18 protein-coding genes are annotated in these 14,918 nt (G+C 44.4%); 2 read left to right on the forward strand and 16 right to left on the reverse strand.

Annotated elements, in window-relative coordinates:
- Positions 1 to 130: 130 nt before the first annotated feature.
- Entirely contained in the window at positions 131 to 655 is a 525-nt protein-coding gene (locus ACXX53_RS07940) for a DUF1572 family protein (protein ID WP_458568087.1), read from the forward strand.
- A 76-nt stretch (positions 656 to 731) separates the two neighbouring features.
- Here ACXX53_RS07940 and ACXX53_RS07945 read toward each other — a convergent pair whose 3' ends face one another.
- From ACXX53_RS07945 to ACXX53_RS07965, 5 genes are all read right to left on the reverse strand, one after another.
- The gene (locus tag ACXX53_RS07945) at positions 732 to 1,262 is read right to left on the reverse strand and encodes a GNAT family N-acetyltransferase (RefSeq protein WP_458568088.1); all 531 of its coding nucleotides are present in this window, start codon (positions 1,260 to 1,262) and stop codon (positions 732 to 734) included.
- Between the two features lie 49 nt (positions 1,263 to 1,311).
- Positions 1,312 to 1,962: an HAD family hydrolase gene (locus ACXX53_RS07950; protein WP_458568373.1), complete on the reverse strand. Its 651-nt coding sequence runs from the start codon at positions 1,960 to 1,962 to the stop codon at positions 1,312 to 1,314.
- A gap of 208 nt (positions 1,963 to 2,170) precedes the next feature.
- Positions 2,171 to 2,749, reverse strand: a complete 579-nt coding sequence (clpP, locus tag ACXX53_RS07955) for an ATP-dependent Clp endopeptidase proteolytic subunit ClpP (protein WP_458568089.1) — start codon at positions 2,747 to 2,749, stop codon at positions 2,171 to 2,173.
- An 18-nt stretch (positions 2,750 to 2,767) separates the two neighbouring features.
- Positions 2,768 to 3,502 carry an RNA polymerase sigma factor gene (locus ACXX53_RS07960; protein WP_458568090.1) on the reverse strand — a complete coding sequence of 245 codons (735 nt, stop codon included), beginning with the start codon at positions 3,500 to 3,502 and terminating at the stop codon, positions 2,768 to 2,770.
- 69 nt (positions 3,503 to 3,571) lie between these two features.
- Positions 3,572 to 4,276: a hypothetical protein gene (locus ACXX53_RS07965; protein ID WP_458568091.1), complete on the reverse strand. Its 705-nt coding sequence runs from the start codon at positions 4,274 to 4,276 to the stop codon at positions 3,572 to 3,574.
- Between the two features lie 443 nt (positions 4,277 to 4,719).
- Between ACXX53_RS07965 and ACXX53_RS07970 the strand changes: the two genes are divergently transcribed.
- Positions 4,720 to 5,067, forward strand: coding sequence for a DUF1360 domain-containing protein (locus tag ACXX53_RS07970; protein WP_458568092.1), 348 nt, complete (start codon positions 4,720 to 4,722; stop codon positions 5,065 to 5,067).
- Between the two features lie 12 nt (positions 5,068 to 5,079).
- Here ACXX53_RS07970 and ACXX53_RS07975 read toward each other — a convergent pair whose 3' ends face one another.
- The 11 genes from ACXX53_RS07975 to ACXX53_RS08025 all read right to left on the reverse strand — a co-directional run bounded on the left by ACXX53_RS07975 (position 5,080) and on the right by ACXX53_RS08025 (position 14,902).
- Positions 5,080 to 5,547, reverse strand: a complete 468-nt coding sequence (locus ACXX53_RS07975) for an NUDIX domain-containing protein (RefSeq protein ID WP_458568093.1) — start codon at positions 5,545 to 5,547, stop codon at positions 5,080 to 5,082.
- 47 nt (positions 5,548 to 5,594) lie between these two features.
- On the reverse strand, positions 5,595 to 6,443 hold the full coding sequence (locus ACXX53_RS07980; RefSeq protein ID WP_458568094.1) for a hypothetical protein: 849 nt from the start codon (positions 6,441 to 6,443) through the stop codon (positions 5,595 to 5,597).
- A 174-nt stretch (positions 6,444 to 6,617) separates the two neighbouring features.
- Complete coding sequence (locus ACXX53_RS07985; RefSeq protein WP_458568095.1) at positions 6,618 to 7,088, reverse strand: double zinc ribbon domain-containing protein; 471 nt, start codon at positions 7,086 to 7,088, stop codon at positions 6,618 to 6,620.
- Positions 7,089 to 7,117: 29 nt separating this feature from the next.
- Complete coding sequence (locus tag ACXX53_RS07990; protein ID WP_458568096.1) at positions 7,118 to 8,185, reverse strand: undecaprenyldiphospho-muramoylpentapeptide beta-N-acetylglucosaminyltransferase; 1,068 nt, start codon at positions 8,183 to 8,185, stop codon at positions 7,118 to 7,120.
- A gap of 124 nt (positions 8,186 to 8,309) precedes the next feature.
- Positions 8,310 to 8,606 carry an antibiotic biosynthesis monooxygenase family protein gene (locus ACXX53_RS07995; RefSeq protein ID WP_458568097.1) on the reverse strand — a complete coding sequence of 99 codons (297 nt, stop codon included), beginning with the start codon at positions 8,604 to 8,606 and terminating at the stop codon, positions 8,310 to 8,312.
- A gap of 44 nt (positions 8,607 to 8,650) precedes the next feature.
- On the reverse strand, positions 8,651 to 10,690 hold the full coding sequence (locus ACXX53_RS08000) for a prolyl oligopeptidase family serine peptidase (RefSeq protein ID WP_458568098.1): 2,040 nt from the start codon (positions 10,688 to 10,690) through the stop codon (positions 8,651 to 8,653).
- A 121-nt stretch (positions 10,691 to 10,811) separates the two neighbouring features.
- A complete protein-coding gene (locus ACXX53_RS08005) occupies positions 10,812 to 11,156 on the reverse strand; it encodes a hypothetical protein (RefSeq protein WP_458568099.1) in 345 nt (114 codons plus the stop codon).
- 47 nt (positions 11,157 to 11,203) lie between these two features.
- Entirely contained in the window at positions 11,204 to 11,656 is a 453-nt protein-coding gene (locus ACXX53_RS08010) for a hypothetical protein (RefSeq protein ID WP_458568100.1), read from the reverse strand.
- 842 nt (positions 11,657 to 12,498) lie between these two features.
- Positions 12,499 to 13,563, reverse strand: coding sequence for a Gfo/Idh/MocA family protein (locus tag ACXX53_RS08015; RefSeq protein WP_458568101.1), 1,065 nt, complete (start codon positions 13,561 to 13,563; stop codon positions 12,499 to 12,501).
- Positions 13,564 to 13,583: 20 nt separating this feature from the next.
- A complete protein-coding gene (locus tag ACXX53_RS08020; RefSeq protein ID WP_458568102.1) occupies positions 13,584 to 14,399 on the reverse strand; it encodes a GNAT family N-acetyltransferase in 816 nt (271 codons plus the stop codon).
- A complete protein-coding gene (locus ACXX53_RS08025; RefSeq protein ID WP_458568103.1) occupies positions 14,396 to 14,902 on the reverse strand; it encodes an NUDIX hydrolase in 507 nt (168 codons plus the stop codon). Before ACXX53_RS08025 ends, ACXX53_RS08020 begins: the two co-directional genes overlap by 4 nt.
- Between the last annotated feature and the right edge of the window lie 16 nt (positions 14,903 to 14,918).

Consider the following 14,918-nt stretch of genomic DNA (forward strand, 5'->3'; position numbering starts at 1 on the left):
AGATAATATTTTTGGTGTTTAGCGGCAATAAATTTGCTAATTTCTGCTCGTGAACTACTTTATTAATAAAAGGTATGGTGCTATATTCATCTACGTATAGGAATATTTAACACTTGGAGGTGCATTCCACATGAATCAAACTCAGAATAATATTGAACTAGCTCAGGTCTATCTGAATTCTGTTGTAAGCAAATTTAAGGAACTTAAGGTGCTTGCTGAGAAAGGCATGAAGCAATTAGAGCGAGACGAGGATTGGCATTGGATACCTGAACCGGAATCCAACAGTATCGCGGTTATCGTGAAGCATATGAGCGGCAATATGATCTCGAGATGGACGGACTTTCTAACTACGGACGGAGAGAAGAGCTCGCGGCAACGAGACGAAGAGTTTGAGGACAATATGAGCGCGCCTGAACACATCTGGAGCATATGGGAGCAAGGGTGGGACGTATTTCTAACTTCCTTGAATGAATTGAAGCCCGACGATCTGATGCGCACGGTTACTATTCGCCAGGAGCCGCATCTCGTGGTCGATGCTATTGAACGTCAGATGTCACATTATTCTTATCATGTCGGACAAATTGTGTATCTTGCCAAATGCATCACCTCCTCATCCTGGACGTCACTTTCGATACCAAAACGCAAATCAATCTAGTATTTGTAGCTGCATAATATAAGCCCGCCTTCCCTTGCAAGAGAAGAGCGGGCTATAGGATATGTATCTAATGTGATCATGCCCATTTGTTTTCTGAAGTCGTTACGTTTTTCGTAAAATAGAGATTCAGATCATCATCTACCCTTACCATACTGCCCGGTTCAACAGATTGGTGTTGATAGATGAGACCTTTGCCGTCTAATATATACCCTCTGCGGCAGTATATGCGCTGCGCTCGCCCATAGTCAGCATACAATCCAACGCCAATCCCGACTTCTGAACTGAATGCCGCGGCAGCTTCCTCTAACTGTCGGATTAATTCGTTGGCAATCCCTTGTCGCCGATATTGCGGGAACACGACAAGGTCGTTGATCTCCGGTATCCCTCTCTCCCGAAAATGCGGATAGTCCGATAGCAGCTTTAGATGGGTGCAGCCTGCTATTTGTTGATCCACAAGCGCTACGACTGTGATTCGAGTTCCATTTAAATTTTGTTCCAAGCAATCAGCGAAGTAGCTCTCTGCTCGAATCGACCCTTCACGCCTGTAAGTATCCTCCAACTGATGCTGGAGTTCCTTCGTCAGCAATCGCTCGTATATGACCCTCACGTGTCCGCCTCCTCTCATTTCTCACAATCAACATACAGCAAAGCATAGTTCATATCCTAGTAAATAATTGAGCCAGATCTTGCACAGTAGCCGCATAATATGTCGGTCGGCTGCTCTCCAATTCTTCCTCGCTTCCATAACCAAACCCTACTGCGATCGAGTCAATCTCATTTTTACGCGCACCAATTATATCATGCTTGCGGTCGCCTATCATAAGGACTGACGAGAGGTCACAAGGATAAGTATCTAATATATGTTTAATGACATGAGCCTTGTCTGATCGAGTACCATCGAGCTCACTGCCGACAATCTCGTCAAAGTATTGGTCAATCTGAAAATGCTTTAATATCGGTTCAGCAAATACGGTTGGCTTAGAAGTCGCTACGAATAATTTACGTTTCTGTTGTTTTAATAGAACTAGCAGCTCTCGAATTCCAGGATAGATCTCATTTTCCAACATACCGCGTTCTCTAAAATACTCACGATACGCCTCGATCGCGCGAGTACTTTCCGCTTCATTGAAATTGTAATAGATCTTAAAGGATTCCATTAGCGGTGGTCCGATAAACGGTTCAAGCTGATCGAGATCCTCGACGTGAATGTCAAACTTTCGTAATGCATGCTGTACGGACTTTGTTATTCCTATTTTAGGATCTGTTAAAGTTCCGTCTAGATCAAAGCAAATCGTTGAGTATCGCATCGTTGTCATCCTTTCTATACTTTATTATTGAACCCTTCCGGGCAAAGGAGCCGCATTCGCGAAGCGATGCATGCTGCAGCCTTGAAATGTTGAGTTAAGTATAGCATCACTCACGATCGACAAAAAGAACAATAGACCGCAGATCTCTGCACAGTCTATTGTTCTTCTAGATGTGTGTAGCATGGAATCGTTCGTCTACAAGTTACGCTTAACGGGTCACGATCTTATCGATGAGGCCGTAAGCAAGCGCATCCTCCGCGTTCATAAAGAAATCCCGGTCGCTATCCTTGGCGATGCGCTCTAGGGACTGCCCTGTGCGATCAGCTAACAACTGATTGATCTTCTCACGGGTCTTCAGAATCCACTCCGCATGTATACGGATGTCTGAAGCTTGCCCGCGCGCTCCGCCCAGAGGTTGGTGAATCATAACCTCACAATTAGGAAGCCCGAGGCGCTTCCCTTTAGCTCCACCAGCCAACAATATCGCGCCAAAGCTTGCAGCCATCCCGATGCAGATCGTGGAGATGTCCGGCTTAATATGCTGCATCGTATCGTAGATTGCGAAGCCTGCTGTTACCGAGCCGCCTGGTGAATTAATGTACATCTGTATGTCCCGTTCCGAATCGTCAGCGGCTAGAAATAGCAGCTGGGCGATAATGGAGTTGGCTAACGCATCATCAATCTCATCTCCGACCATAATGATTCGATCCTTCAATAAGCGTGAGTATATATCGTAGCTCCGCTCGCCGCCCTTCGTCTGTTCGATGACATAAGGAATAACATTCATCTCATCATTAACCTCCCTTTAAGCTGCAGCATAATGGCATTTCAGAAGTAATTGCGATGCACCTTTTGACGCTCTACGCGCTGGCGTTTGGGCAGCCAACACATGCAATTGGCTGATCGCTTGAACTTGATCGATCGAATCTGTCTGCAGTAAACGAACTACTGCTGCTGCATCGCCAATACGCAGCGCCTGCGCATATTGAAGCAGAGCATGCTTGTCGTCTTCGCTGAGCTGCTCAGAGTGACTATGCTGCTCAACAGCCCCGCTCACCGCCTTGCGCGCGCGATTTAGCACCGACTTGACTGCGCCTTCAGTCGTCTGAAGAAGCCGCGCGACATCAGCATTAGAGAAGTTAAAGCCTTCTCGCAGCAAGAACACCGTGCGTTGAAGCGGAGATAAGCATGTGATAAGCAGTCGGAGCGCTTCATCGAGCTCTACACCTTGTTCAATCGATACAGTGACTGTTTGCTGCAATTCCATCACCTTATGTCTGGCAGTTTCTTCACGCCTCTTCTGATCCAGCCACCTATTTTTGGCGATGCGGAACATGAATGCTTGTGGTGCAGGATGCTGTTCCCACTCCTGCTGCATCGGCAGCAGTCTGAGAATCGTATCCTGTGCCAAGTCTTCCGCGTCCCAACGAGTATGTGTCAAGCTTGCGCAATATTGTATGAGGTCGATGCGTACTTCTTCCCATACGAAGCCCGCTCGCCGAGATGCTGAGAGATGTTCGTTAAGCTGTTGTTTGGCCATATAGTGCCTCCTCTTGCTGATCTTTCATTAGATAAACGAATGAGCGCTCCGAAAGGATACGATGTTTCTTTACTCAAAATCGTAATTCCATGCCTTACCTGCTAGTTCATTAGTAATCTTTAATGCCTCTTCTCTATTGGTCGCAGGCGCCGAGATCATAAAGCCGTCATCACTGCCCCAGCCTCCACCGCTTCCATCGCTGTATTCCATAGGCTTTGTGATCGTGATTTTACTGAAATCATCATCAATGAAAAGTTCACCGTACACAGATCCATGAAAATCATTAGGATCAAAATAGTGATAGAATAGGACTGCACTCCATACTGAGTTATTTTTTTGAAACTTAAGCTCAACTTTCGCTCGCTCTTTTGGAATATGGAAGTCTTTATCATTTATATACACAATTCCTTCATAAGTTTTCTTTCCCAGAATATCCGTGTACAGCTTACCGTCAAAGTGAACTTCAATAGGTGCTAAAAAATCTTTATTCTTCTCGCCTAACTGATACAGTATCCCCTCAAATTTATGATTGTAATGTTTAAATCTTGGAACGCTGATGGGAGTTACCGCAACAATTAAGATAAGTATTACCATAATAACTGTTGTTACCATCCACTTTTTTTTCAACTTTTCACCGTCCTTCGTAAAAAGCCCTATATCAGATTGCAAACTTAAAACGAAAGCCGCACCTGCGTGGAAGTGCAAGATGCGGCCTGACGATAATATGTATTCTTCGCCTATTTTATGGTAATTAACGCATGATGTAAAGTTCAACTCTTCTTTCCCTCATATATAGATGAAACTCGAATCCCCTAATGAAAGCATAAGAATGCATAGGAATACAAGCTAGCTTTCAAGAAGGGATTATCGAGTTTAGATCATACGAATAGGCTCACCAAATAGACAAGGAAGCATATAGTAATAGCATATTACCAGAACTTTTTGCTAGGTGCAGGTATCATCATAGGTTTCTTGGCTTGTTGAACATTTCTTCTGTTGGGATAATCGGCCGATACCTTTCGTGGTCCATTGTTCCACCAAGTCATGTTTGGTTTTTTGGCATTAGCTTCTTTATCAGAACGGCAGAAACACATTGTACATCACCTCCTATCGAATGATCTGTTACTAGTATATGAAATAATCGCTAGTAGGATTGGACGAACATAGGGGGTGTACAAATAGGTATGCTTCTGTCATATAAAAGGAGGAATCATACAATGGAGAACTTCACTTGGCTCTACTTCATCATGCTGGCGTTTGCTAGCTTTCGCCTAACTCATTTGCTAGTCTATGACGATATCACGGATAGGCTGCGACATATCTTTATAGAAAGAACAGAACAATATGATGATGAACAGCAATTAGTCGTCATGCACGAAGCACGCGGCACTGGGCTGCGCAGATGGATCGGACTCATCTTGATGTGCCATTGGTGCACAGGTATATGGTCTTCCATATTCTTGACCGTCTTATTTCTGCTCGTTCCAGGTGCAATATGGCTTATCGTCATATTGGCAGCTGCCGGTGTGGCTGCAATAATCGAATCAATCGCACTTCGCTTATAGCCTATTTCCGATTTATGTACGCAGCAGTTCCGTTTGACGTTTGTTAATTAGATCTTCGAATACCGGTCGTTGAACGGTGCTGATGTCTTGAAGATCAATTGACATCAAGTCTTTAAATACAAGCTGCTGCGTCTCATTCTCGGATTCTTGATGAATTAAAGTAACACCATCCTGCTCAACTCTACCGTTTAGATCTGCTTCTGCTTCAAACAGAAACATGACGAACACAACTTCGTTGCCATCAGGATATTGATACTGCATCCGAGGACCCGAATAAATCGAATATAAGTGATATTGAGATACGTTTAATCCCGTCTCTTCATAGACTTCCCTCAGCATTGTCTCTTCGATCGTCTCACCGGGCTCCATGCCGCCGCCCGGAAGTCCCCAATTTCCATAATCAGATCGTTTTTGCAGCAGCACTCTGCCGCGCCTGTCCCGAATGATCGCTCCGCCTGTTACGATTATCGTTTGTTTCATTACGAGTTCTCCTTTTCTGTGGCTGCAATATCTACTCCCTTAGTTATTCAAACATCTAAATGTGCTTGGATAACCTTCGAAAGCTCCTGCTTGCAGCGATCGCGATCATATTCAGAATTATTGACTTTAACCTTAGGAATTGTCAATTGATCATAGATGTTCATTTCTACTTGATATCGTTCCTTCAAAATCTGTAAGGTACCTTCAATCCCTTCATATTTGCGGCTTTGACCATACCATTGATTCGTATAGTACTGGATGAAGCCTTCAGACCATTCCTTAGGCCGCTCTATCACAGCCTTCTTGAAAGATCCCTCCAAATCATCTTGATCGATATAAATGACTAATGGATTCAGCTTGATGATGGTGCTAGCCAATTGATTTACATACTGAGTGACGGTCTTTTCGGAAGCTCCATACTTGATCATCGCAATCGTTACCGGGTTTTGAATAAAACAGCAATCAAAAATGTACGTCTTCTGCTCCAGAAGCGCACGCTCTGCAAATTGCTGCCAACGGCTTGTTATAAGCTGCATATTCTGATATAGGAGCAGTTCGTAAACATCATACTCAGCGATCTGCTTATACAAGTCATCAGGGAAGTCGGACCCATATTTCTGGATCATTTTACGATAAGGAAGCAAATAATGCTCACCTTGTTGGATTACGCTGCTCATGATGAGTGAAAGAAGATCACTGTCCTTCACATCAAGATGAAACAACTGTTCCTTTGTAAAATAAGCAACACCATCATAGTCTGCCGGATGATCAAGGTCCCCTTCCAACACTAATTCAGGTTGCGCATTTATCTCTTCCAATACCTCGCTTACTAGCCGCGCTGCAGTAGATTTCCCGAAGCCTGGCAAGCCTTCGACTAGAATCAATTTCGAATTCATGGAGCATCCTTCCTTTATATCAAGGTTGTCATAAGCATAACATAGCACGTTTAGGAGCGTGTATCACATTTTACATACAAAATATTCGCAAAAAAACAAAAACACCATCCGATTGCTCAGACAGTGTCGTATTAGTTTAGTGATCTGCTTCCTTTACCATCTTTCGAATATCTTTTATGTAAAGCCTATGATTTCAAAGACTCCAAGAACATAGAACAGCACGATCACCCCGATTGCAAACAGCAGCAAGGCAGTTCCCCTTCCCCGTTTGTCAGGGTCATCATTAAATACGTAAATACCGCCTACGATTAAGCCAATTAGAGGGATAAAAAGGGTTACAATATACAGCAAAATGACGCCAAACCCAATTCCTTCTTCTTCAACGGGGTAGTAGTACCGAGTGTCAGTGGTTTGTTTAACCAATGTGCTGCCACAATATTTGCACTTGATCGCATCGCGGTCAGATAGCTCTTTGCAGTGCCAACAAGCGATCTTCGTTTGAGCTCCGTTAAGCAAGGTATATTCTTTGCTGTCGTTAGGTGTTCCTTCTGCCTGAACATCTCGTAATGAGCTGCTGCAAACGGTACATACAAGAGCATGCTCCGTATTGGACTCACCACAATGTTTGCATGTTTTTACCGCCATTAAGCAATAGCACCTCCGCAGGTTCACACTTAATTCGTGACGTTAATGATCATATCTATCACTTTATCGATCGCTTGATCATGATCGTTATGCGACATCTTCTCAATCATGGAGTCTTTATGCCCTTCTAGCTGTCTAATTGCTTCTAATAGAGAGGAATCCGTCAAATGTTCTTCCAGCAGCACATCACAGTAACCTGCCGCCTTGAAGGATTCAGCATTTAAGATCTGATCCCCTCTACTTGCTTCACGCGACAATGGAATGAGCAGCATCGGCTTGCGCAGTGACAGAAACTCGAAGATTGAATTGGAACCCGCTCTTGATATCACCATTTCTGTAATCGCCAGCAAGTCTGGAAGCTCATCCTGAATATACTCGACCTGCAAGTAACCATATCGTTGAATAGCTGTATCCATCTGTCCTTTTCCGCAAATGTGGATGATCTGATAATTCTGTAATAAATGATCTAGATTATTCCGAATCGCCTGATTAATGCGCTGTGCTCCCAAGCTTCCGCCCATGATGAGAATAACAGGCTTGCTGCTCGTGAATCCGCAATAAGCATATCCTCTGCTTGTTTGTCCATGACGGAGCTGCTCACGGATAATAGCCCCTACATGAACGGCCTTATTCTTATGTATAGACGCGGCAACCTCTGGAAAAGTAGCGCACACTTTGGCAGCAAACGGAATGGAGATTCGATTCGCAAGCCCCGGTGTAATATCCGACTCGTGAATAATGACAGGTATTCGGTTTAACCATGCTCCCAGCACGACAGGTACGGAGACGAATCCACCCTTTGAAAATACGACATCAGGCTGAATTGCCCTTATATGGCGATAAGCCTCCATGATCCCCTTCATGACGCGAAATGGATCTTTGATATTCTCCATATCTTTATATCTGCGCCATTTTCCTGTTGATATCCCGACATATCTAACCTGCTCCTGCTGCTTCATTAATTGAGCTTCGATCCCTTGGTGGGAACCCATATAATTGACCTGCCAGCCTCTATGTATAAAATGAGGAATGAGTGCCTGATTCACCGTCACGTGACCCGCAGATCCGCCCCCTGTAAACAGAATGCGCTTCGTCAATTCGTCTTCCTCCGTTCAAACGATTGATGTCATATTTACCTATTATATATAATAATTCATTTTTGGGTATCTATGTTAATCGCAAAAAAGAAGGAGCCTTAGCGGCTCCCCCTGAACTCAACTTCTATTCCGTCCTAATCTGAACATAATGCTCTTCAACTGGCATTGGATCATAATAATGATGCAGCAGCGCTTTCCATTCCTCATACTCCGGTGATTGCCCGAAGCCAACTTTATGATCCTTGATGGAATTCCATTTGACGAGAAGAATGTACTTTAGATCCTCCTGAACACATTTATACAGCTCGTGGTGGATATATCCCCTCATGCCGGCTAAGATCTTCGACGCCTTTCTGAAGCTGCTCTCAAATTCATTTATCGAACCGGGCTTTACCCTCAAGACAGCAACCTCAAGAATCATATACCTCAACTCCGTATTCGTTTTACTCTAATATCTATGAATATCTACTTAACAAATGCCGAGGTTGATACAAGATTCTTACTCATTAAGATGTCGTTCATCCAACCAGCAATTCGATTTAAGCGCTCTACGCGCAGTTCAGGATGACCGCTGCGAGACAGATCATGGCTAGCGCCAGGGAATCGAACGAACTGAGTTTTCTTGCCTTGACGTTTTAACGCTATAAATAATTGCTCTCCTTGCTCGATCGGACAACGCAGGTCTTCTTCTCCATGCAAGATGAGCAGCGGTGTTTCGATTTGGTTCACATAGGCCAATGGTGAATGCTTCCACAGCCTCTCTAGATCATCCCACGCATTTCCGCCGATCTGATCCTCTGTGAAGAAATAGCCGATATCGCTTACACCATAGAAAGAAATCCAGTTGCTGATCGAACGCTGCGTCACAGCCGCCTTAAAACGATTGGTATGACCAACTATCCAGTTTGTCATAAATCCGCCGTAGCTGCCGCCCGTTACGCCAAGCTTATCTGTATCTATATAATGGTAGTGAGCTGTTACATAATCCACGAGCTCCATTACATCCATGTAATCGCGACCGCCATAATCACCGCGGCATGCATTCACGAATTGTTGACCGTAGCCATGGCTGCCACGTGGATTGCAGTACATGACTGCATATCCTTGTGCCGCAAGTAATTGGAATTCGTGCATAAACGAATTCACGTACATCGCATGCGGACCGCCATGAATTTCGACTATCGCAGGCACTTTATCTCCCGGCTGCAGACCTACAGGCGGAATGATCCACCCCTGAACCTTGCCGCCATCCGAAGCTTCAAACCAGAACGATTCCGGCTTGCTGAGCTCTAGCTCATCCCATAACAGAGCATTGGCTTTCGTTAATTGAACCTCGTCCAAGCTTGCGGTATCGAGCCGATACAGTTCACCTGGCATTAGATCATTGGCTGCAACCAAGATCATTTCTTGATCATTATTTGTCTTAGCGAACTGGATGACTTCACGTCCGCCAGTTGTGATCACCTCACAGCCGCCCTCGATACTGAACTTACCTATATGTACGCTGCCTTCTGTCGTTATTAGGCTGTATATGGAAGCTCCATCGCTGCTGAACACCGGTGACGCAGAAGGACCCATCTTCATATCCGTAACAGCGGAATTGCCGAGATGCAGATCTAATTCGCCCATCAGGCATGCCACTTCACCGGTATTGCAATTTACCGTATATAGTTTGGTTGTAGTTGCATTGAAATAGCTGTGATCGCTTGCTAAGAAAGCAATCTTGCTGCCATCAGGCGAATAAACCGGCTTACCTATAGAATATTGCGAATTGGTAACTCGACGATGCTTATTACCATCACGATCAACGATGAACAGATCATTTTTCAAGGTCAAGTCCGGATCAACCGTTTCATCATCTACCAGCTTGGTTGTATATGCAATCGATGCACAGTCTGGAGACCATGCGAAGTCCGTCACATCATATTCGCCTGAAGTGATGGACGTTGTGCATCCATTACCGATCTCATATACGAACAAATGCGACCGCAGCGTGCTATCCAGTAAACCAGCTCCATCAGCCTTAGAGCGGAGACGATCCACAACTACTGCCTGTTTGCCAGGCTTAGCTGGCTGTTCTTGTTCCTCCGTGTCAGTAGCAGAGGTTGACTCGCCAAGCTTTACCTTTGAAGAATAGAGCAGCATCCCTCCATCCGGCGACCAAGCATATGAATTTACACCTTGCTCTGCAGAAGTAACCGCACAGGCCTCACCGCCGTCCGCTGGAATAAACCACACTTGATTCTTCTGATCCACTTTCCGCAGAAATGCCAGCTTGCTGCCATCTGGTGACCAGCTCGGAGCGGAATCCTGCTCACCTTGTGTAAAAGCAGTATGGCTGCTGCCGCTTACCTCCGTTACATAAATGCGAGATTGGTACCCACTCTTATCACTCTTCACTGTTCTGGATACGTAGGCAATACGATCATTAACCGGATTAACTGTTGGATCGCTAATCCAGGTGAAACGATACAGATCTTCAGCTGTGATACGTCTTTTGCTCATGCGATACTGCCTCCTAATTATGAAATGAGTTTCGTAACCCATATATTACCACGATTAATTGGACAGTGGTTAGAAGAAGTTGAGCACTGTTCATTTTCAAACGTCACATACTTGAGTTATGTCAGGATTTCTTCTCTAAGTATACTATTTCTTTTCCCATTAGATGGGCGAATTCTATTTCTCTTTGCGTACTCTCTCCTATGTATCCACCTGGATTGACTACATATATAGCATCAGACATGTTGATCTTATGAAAATGAAGTCTGCCAAATAACTCAACCTGCTCATCCGTAACCAATATACCTTCACTCTTCTCAAAGAATGCTAGACTTAATACGATATTCCCCTGCAACGTCAACATCTTATTGGCCTCCTCGAACTGAGACTTGAATCGGGTTGAGCCGCATAAGGTTATCACTTTCGGTTTAGGTCCTGCCAGCATATTGCCTTCACTCTCCTGATACATGAAATAGACCTCCAAGCTAAGTTGAAGGTCTGTTTATTCCTATTATACTAGATCCATCTTAGAAATGGTCGATTGCTTATCTTAACTTGATTCAGATTCGCCCATTGACGAAGCGCCTTTAGTGCATCATCCTCACGCTCCAAGAATCGGCAGCATTGATTGGAAGAAAGGATCTTAGTGCCTTTCAAGCGGATTCCAACCACAGGCTTCCAATATCCTTGAATGATAATCTCGTCAATATTTTCAACTGGAACGATTCTATCCATTAGTGTAATTGTGTTATGTCCTAACCTGATATCCCCAGGCTTCTTGAGGGTGCGCAATCCAGCAATGAGCAACACGATAACATTAATAATCGTTAAGCCTATGAACAAGTACGTCATGCCGCGAAATAGACCATGCAATGAGATATAGGTGTACATAATCATTAGCACGCCTAGATAAGCGAAATAGACAAGACCTGATGGACCTTTGACTTTAAATATGGATTGAGTTTTCATCAAAATGTACTCCTCTCAGTTTGATATGACCATATAGGCGGTCTCGCCATAACACTCGCCACATATTCGCCATATTTGCAATCGCTTACATGAATAACGGTTATGTATATACGTAAGTTAGAAGCTTCGCCTCCATAATTCTGCCGTGCTAAACACTTGATTTTGTACCATTATATACCATTCTATTCTTAATTGCCACATATTGTTCTTATTTTTGATGATATTTTGTCAAATTTATTATTAAAATAATATTGACTTTATACTCAATAAATGAATCTTACCGTGAATTAAACTGCAATCCTGATCAAGACCTCTTCAATGTGCGCGAACATAAAGAAGGGGCCGTCCCAGAAGTCATTTTTCACATGACTTTTGGGACAACCCCTTGATTGTTAACGGTAATAAATTGACAAACTTGAACTCGCCATCTTGGAACGGTCTATATCAGTTGAAACGTTAAAAAACTACATCTCAGCTCCAAAATCAGCCCGAAAAAGGGCTGAGATGCACAAAATTGACGTCTCAGAGGGCAGAAACGCCTCGGCGAGCCGGAAAACATAGCTGAGACGTCGAAAAACTACATCTCAGCTCCAAAATCAGCCCGAAAAAGGACTGAGATGCACAAAATTGACGTCTCAGACGGCAGAAACGCCTCAGCGAGCCGGAAAACATAGCTGAGACGTCGAAAAACTACATCTCAGCTCCAAAATCAGCCCGAAAATGGGCTGAGATGCACAAAATTGACGTCTCAGCTTTCCTAACCGTCTCCCGAGCTTAAAACAGGGGCTTTCCCATATACTAATGAGTCAGCCCCTTATATCTGAACTAAGTCTATCTGCACATCATTGGCACGAAATTCGTACATGTTGCTCAGCGGAGAGCCTTACAGCATCCAAGACCTGCTGAACTCGATGTCCATCCTCAAATGTCGCCAATCCAGGCATATTCGTTCCATTCGTGATTGACGCATGGAGTGCGTTCATCATTTGGTGGAATCCGTTGAAATAATCCTTGGCTGGAGAGTTCAATGCCGATGGCGGCTCTATATTCTCCACTTCAATAGCTTGAAACTCACCTCCATAGCTAACCTTTATCTCTCGATCATTTGTCATGATTAGCGTCCCTTGTGTTCCATAAATTTCAAGCAGCCAACCAGTTCCTCGAACCGCGGGATTATAGAGTTCAGTTGAAAACGAAGCACCCTCTGCAAAATGTCCCACTACATGAAATGCATCATCTGCATCTCTCACTTCTGCATTGAGTTCTCCTATCCGATGAGGTACTTTCGTTTCCATCAACGAGTACACATTGCGAATCGGTTGGTCCATCCACCACATCAATGAATCAAGCATATGAGATCCAACGGCGAACAGCATCCCTCCGCCTTGATCTTTCCTGCCTTCCCATCCAAGATGAGTTGACGTTAAGGCTTGATATCCCGAGAAGCTTCCTTGATAACGAATATGTTGAACGGTTCCTAGCCGCTTCTGATCTAGTATCGATCTGATCGCTTGCCTTACAGGAAGCCATCTCCATTGAAAATTAACGAAGCCAAGCTTATTGGCATGCCTCAGTGATTCAAGCATTCGACTGGATTCATCGCCATTATATGCCATCGGTTTCTCACATAGGACATGCAGCCCTTTTGATAGCGCATATAGCGCCATATCATGATGAAGCACCGGCAGAGAAGTAATCGTTACAAGGTCTAGATCTTCATGATCAAGCATCTCTTTCCAATCACTATATATGCGAGCTTCCGCGAACGTGTTTGACTCCATCAACTTATCTTTTCGATACACGCTAGCAATTGCACGTACTTCAAATCCTTCATGGTGATTGAATAGCGGAGCATGGACTGACAATCCAAACCCCGTGCCTATGATTCCAACTCGAACAATTGACATTGTGCAGCACCTCTATTAGATTAATAGGTTAAATCCGTCCATGTCGCACGCACGTATCCGATCCTCATCCCGACATGCTCCATATTGCGATGGCTCTGAGTCGAGAGAGCACATTGACTGACAACCATCACGCAATGATGTCGATAAGCCTCCTCAATTCTTCGCATTAATAACCGCCGCTGCAATCCATTATTACGGTATTGGGGCAGCGTTGCCGCAGATGTTAAGGATGCAATTCCATTGTTTATGTACATAACGCCAACCGCAGCAGGCTCACCGTTCCATTCCGCGACATAATACTTCCATTGATCTTGAAGAAACAGCACGATATTGTTCTGTGCGACGCTAGCGATACCGTCATCCCCCAGCCCGAACCCTCTGCAATGTATCGCTGCGTATAGCTCAAGCTCATCCTCTTGCAATTCTCGAACCGTAATATGTTCATTCGGCTCTAGTGAGAATTCGATTGGCTCTCTATATAAAGACGCGTGATATCCAGATTGGTAAAATCCTCGGTCCGCAAGCGACTTTAGTACATGATGATCAGCAAGACCCGGTACAAGCTCAAATTGAATCTTTCGATTACGTGAACGATAGAATTCTATGATCGAATCCAAATGCTCCAGATCCGCACTACACAGCCCTTTGACCGTATTAAATGCCGGCCAGGGCATCGTTCTACTGTATAAACAGATCGTATGCCCGAATCGTGCAACTTCAACACCTTCTGGGTTGCCATTTCGATTCATAATGGCAAGCATGCGATTGTTCATATAGTCAATCTCAGAATCTTCAATATGTTGAAGCAGTCGTATTGAAGGGATCAATTCACTCATAAAGCACCTCGATATGCTGGATGATGTTCGATCCATTTTCGTAAGATCGCGGTATGACGAGGAAATGCAAACTCCGCGAACGGGATGTGCTCCAACGAGAACCACGCTAGTTCAATCGACTCTTCAGACTTTCGAATGCTGCCGCCGACAACTCTAGCCTCATACCCTACGATACAGGCTTGCATACCCCCAAGTACATCCAGCAAAGAAATAACTTCGATCTGCAATCCTGTTTCCTCATAGACTTCACGGATGATGCATCTCTCAATCGATTCTCCTTGCTCAGCCATACCTCCCGGCAATCCCCATAAGCCATATCCCGGCTCTATGCCTCTGCGCTCTAATAAGATCTTGCCATCGTGATGTACAACTCCGACTGCACCAACTACTTGATTCGGATAATACGTATAATGACCTGAAGGACAGTGTCTGTAACTCTTTCCTATTACATAAGTGCCTATCAGCTTATCACCACACAAAGGACAGAATATATATGATTCCACAAGCGTACGCCTCCCT

Source organism: Paenibacillus marinisediminis (assembly GCF_054343325.1).

Bases quoted from the DNA above. Each gene is read 5' to 3' on its own strand.
- ACXX53_RS08015 (WP_458568101.1), bottom strand. From the start codon at position 13,563: ATGTCAATTGTTCGAGTTGGAATCATAGGCACGGGGTTTGGATTGTCA.
- ACXX53_RS07980 (WP_458568094.1), bottom strand. From the start codon at position 6,443: ATGAATTCGAAATTGATTCTAGTCGAAGGCTTGCCAGGCTTCGGGAAA.
- ACXX53_RS08005 (WP_458568099.1), bottom strand. From the start codon at position 11,156: ATGTATCAGGAGAGTGAAGGCAATATGCTGGCAGGACCTAAACCGAAA.
- ACXX53_RS07975 (WP_458568093.1), bottom strand. From the start codon at position 5,547: ATGAAACAAACGATAATCGTAACAGGCGGAGCGATCATTCGGGACAGG.
- ACXX53_RS07995 (WP_458568097.1), bottom strand. From the start codon at position 8,606: ATGATTCTTGAGGTTGCTGTCTTGAGGGTAAAGCCCGGTTCGATAAAT.
- ACXX53_RS08010 (WP_458568100.1), bottom strand. From the start codon at position 11,656: ATGAAAACTCAATCCATATTTAAAGTCAAAGGTCCATCAGGTCTTGTC.
- ACXX53_RS08020 (WP_458568102.1), bottom strand. From the start codon at position 14,399: ATGAGTGAATTGATCCCTTCAATACGACTGCTTCAACATATTGAAGAT.
- ACXX53_RS07940 (WP_458568087.1), top strand. From the start codon at position 131: ATGAATCAAACTCAGAATAATATTGAACTAGCTCAGGTCTATCTGAAT.
- ACXX53_RS07950 (WP_458568373.1), bottom strand. From the start codon at position 1,962: ATGCGATACTCAACGATTTGCTTTGATCTAGACGGAACTTTAACAGAT.
- ACXX53_RS07985 (WP_458568095.1), bottom strand. From the start codon at position 7,088: ATGGCGGTAAAAACATGCAAACATTGTGGTGAGTCCAATACGGAGCAT.
- clpP (WP_458568089.1), bottom strand. From the start codon at position 2,749: ATGAATGTTATTCCTTATGTCATCGAACAGACGAAGGGCGGCGAGCGG.
- ACXX53_RS07960 (WP_458568090.1), bottom strand. From the start codon at position 3,502: ATGGCCAAACAACAGCTTAACGAACATCTCTCAGCATCTCGGCGAGCG.
- ACXX53_RS08000 (WP_458568098.1), bottom strand. From the start codon at position 10,690: ATGAGCAAAAGACGTATCACAGCTGAAGATCTGTATCGTTTCACCTGG.
- ACXX53_RS07970 (WP_458568092.1), top strand. From the start codon at position 4,720: ATGGAGAACTTCACTTGGCTCTACTTCATCATGCTGGCGTTTGCTAGC.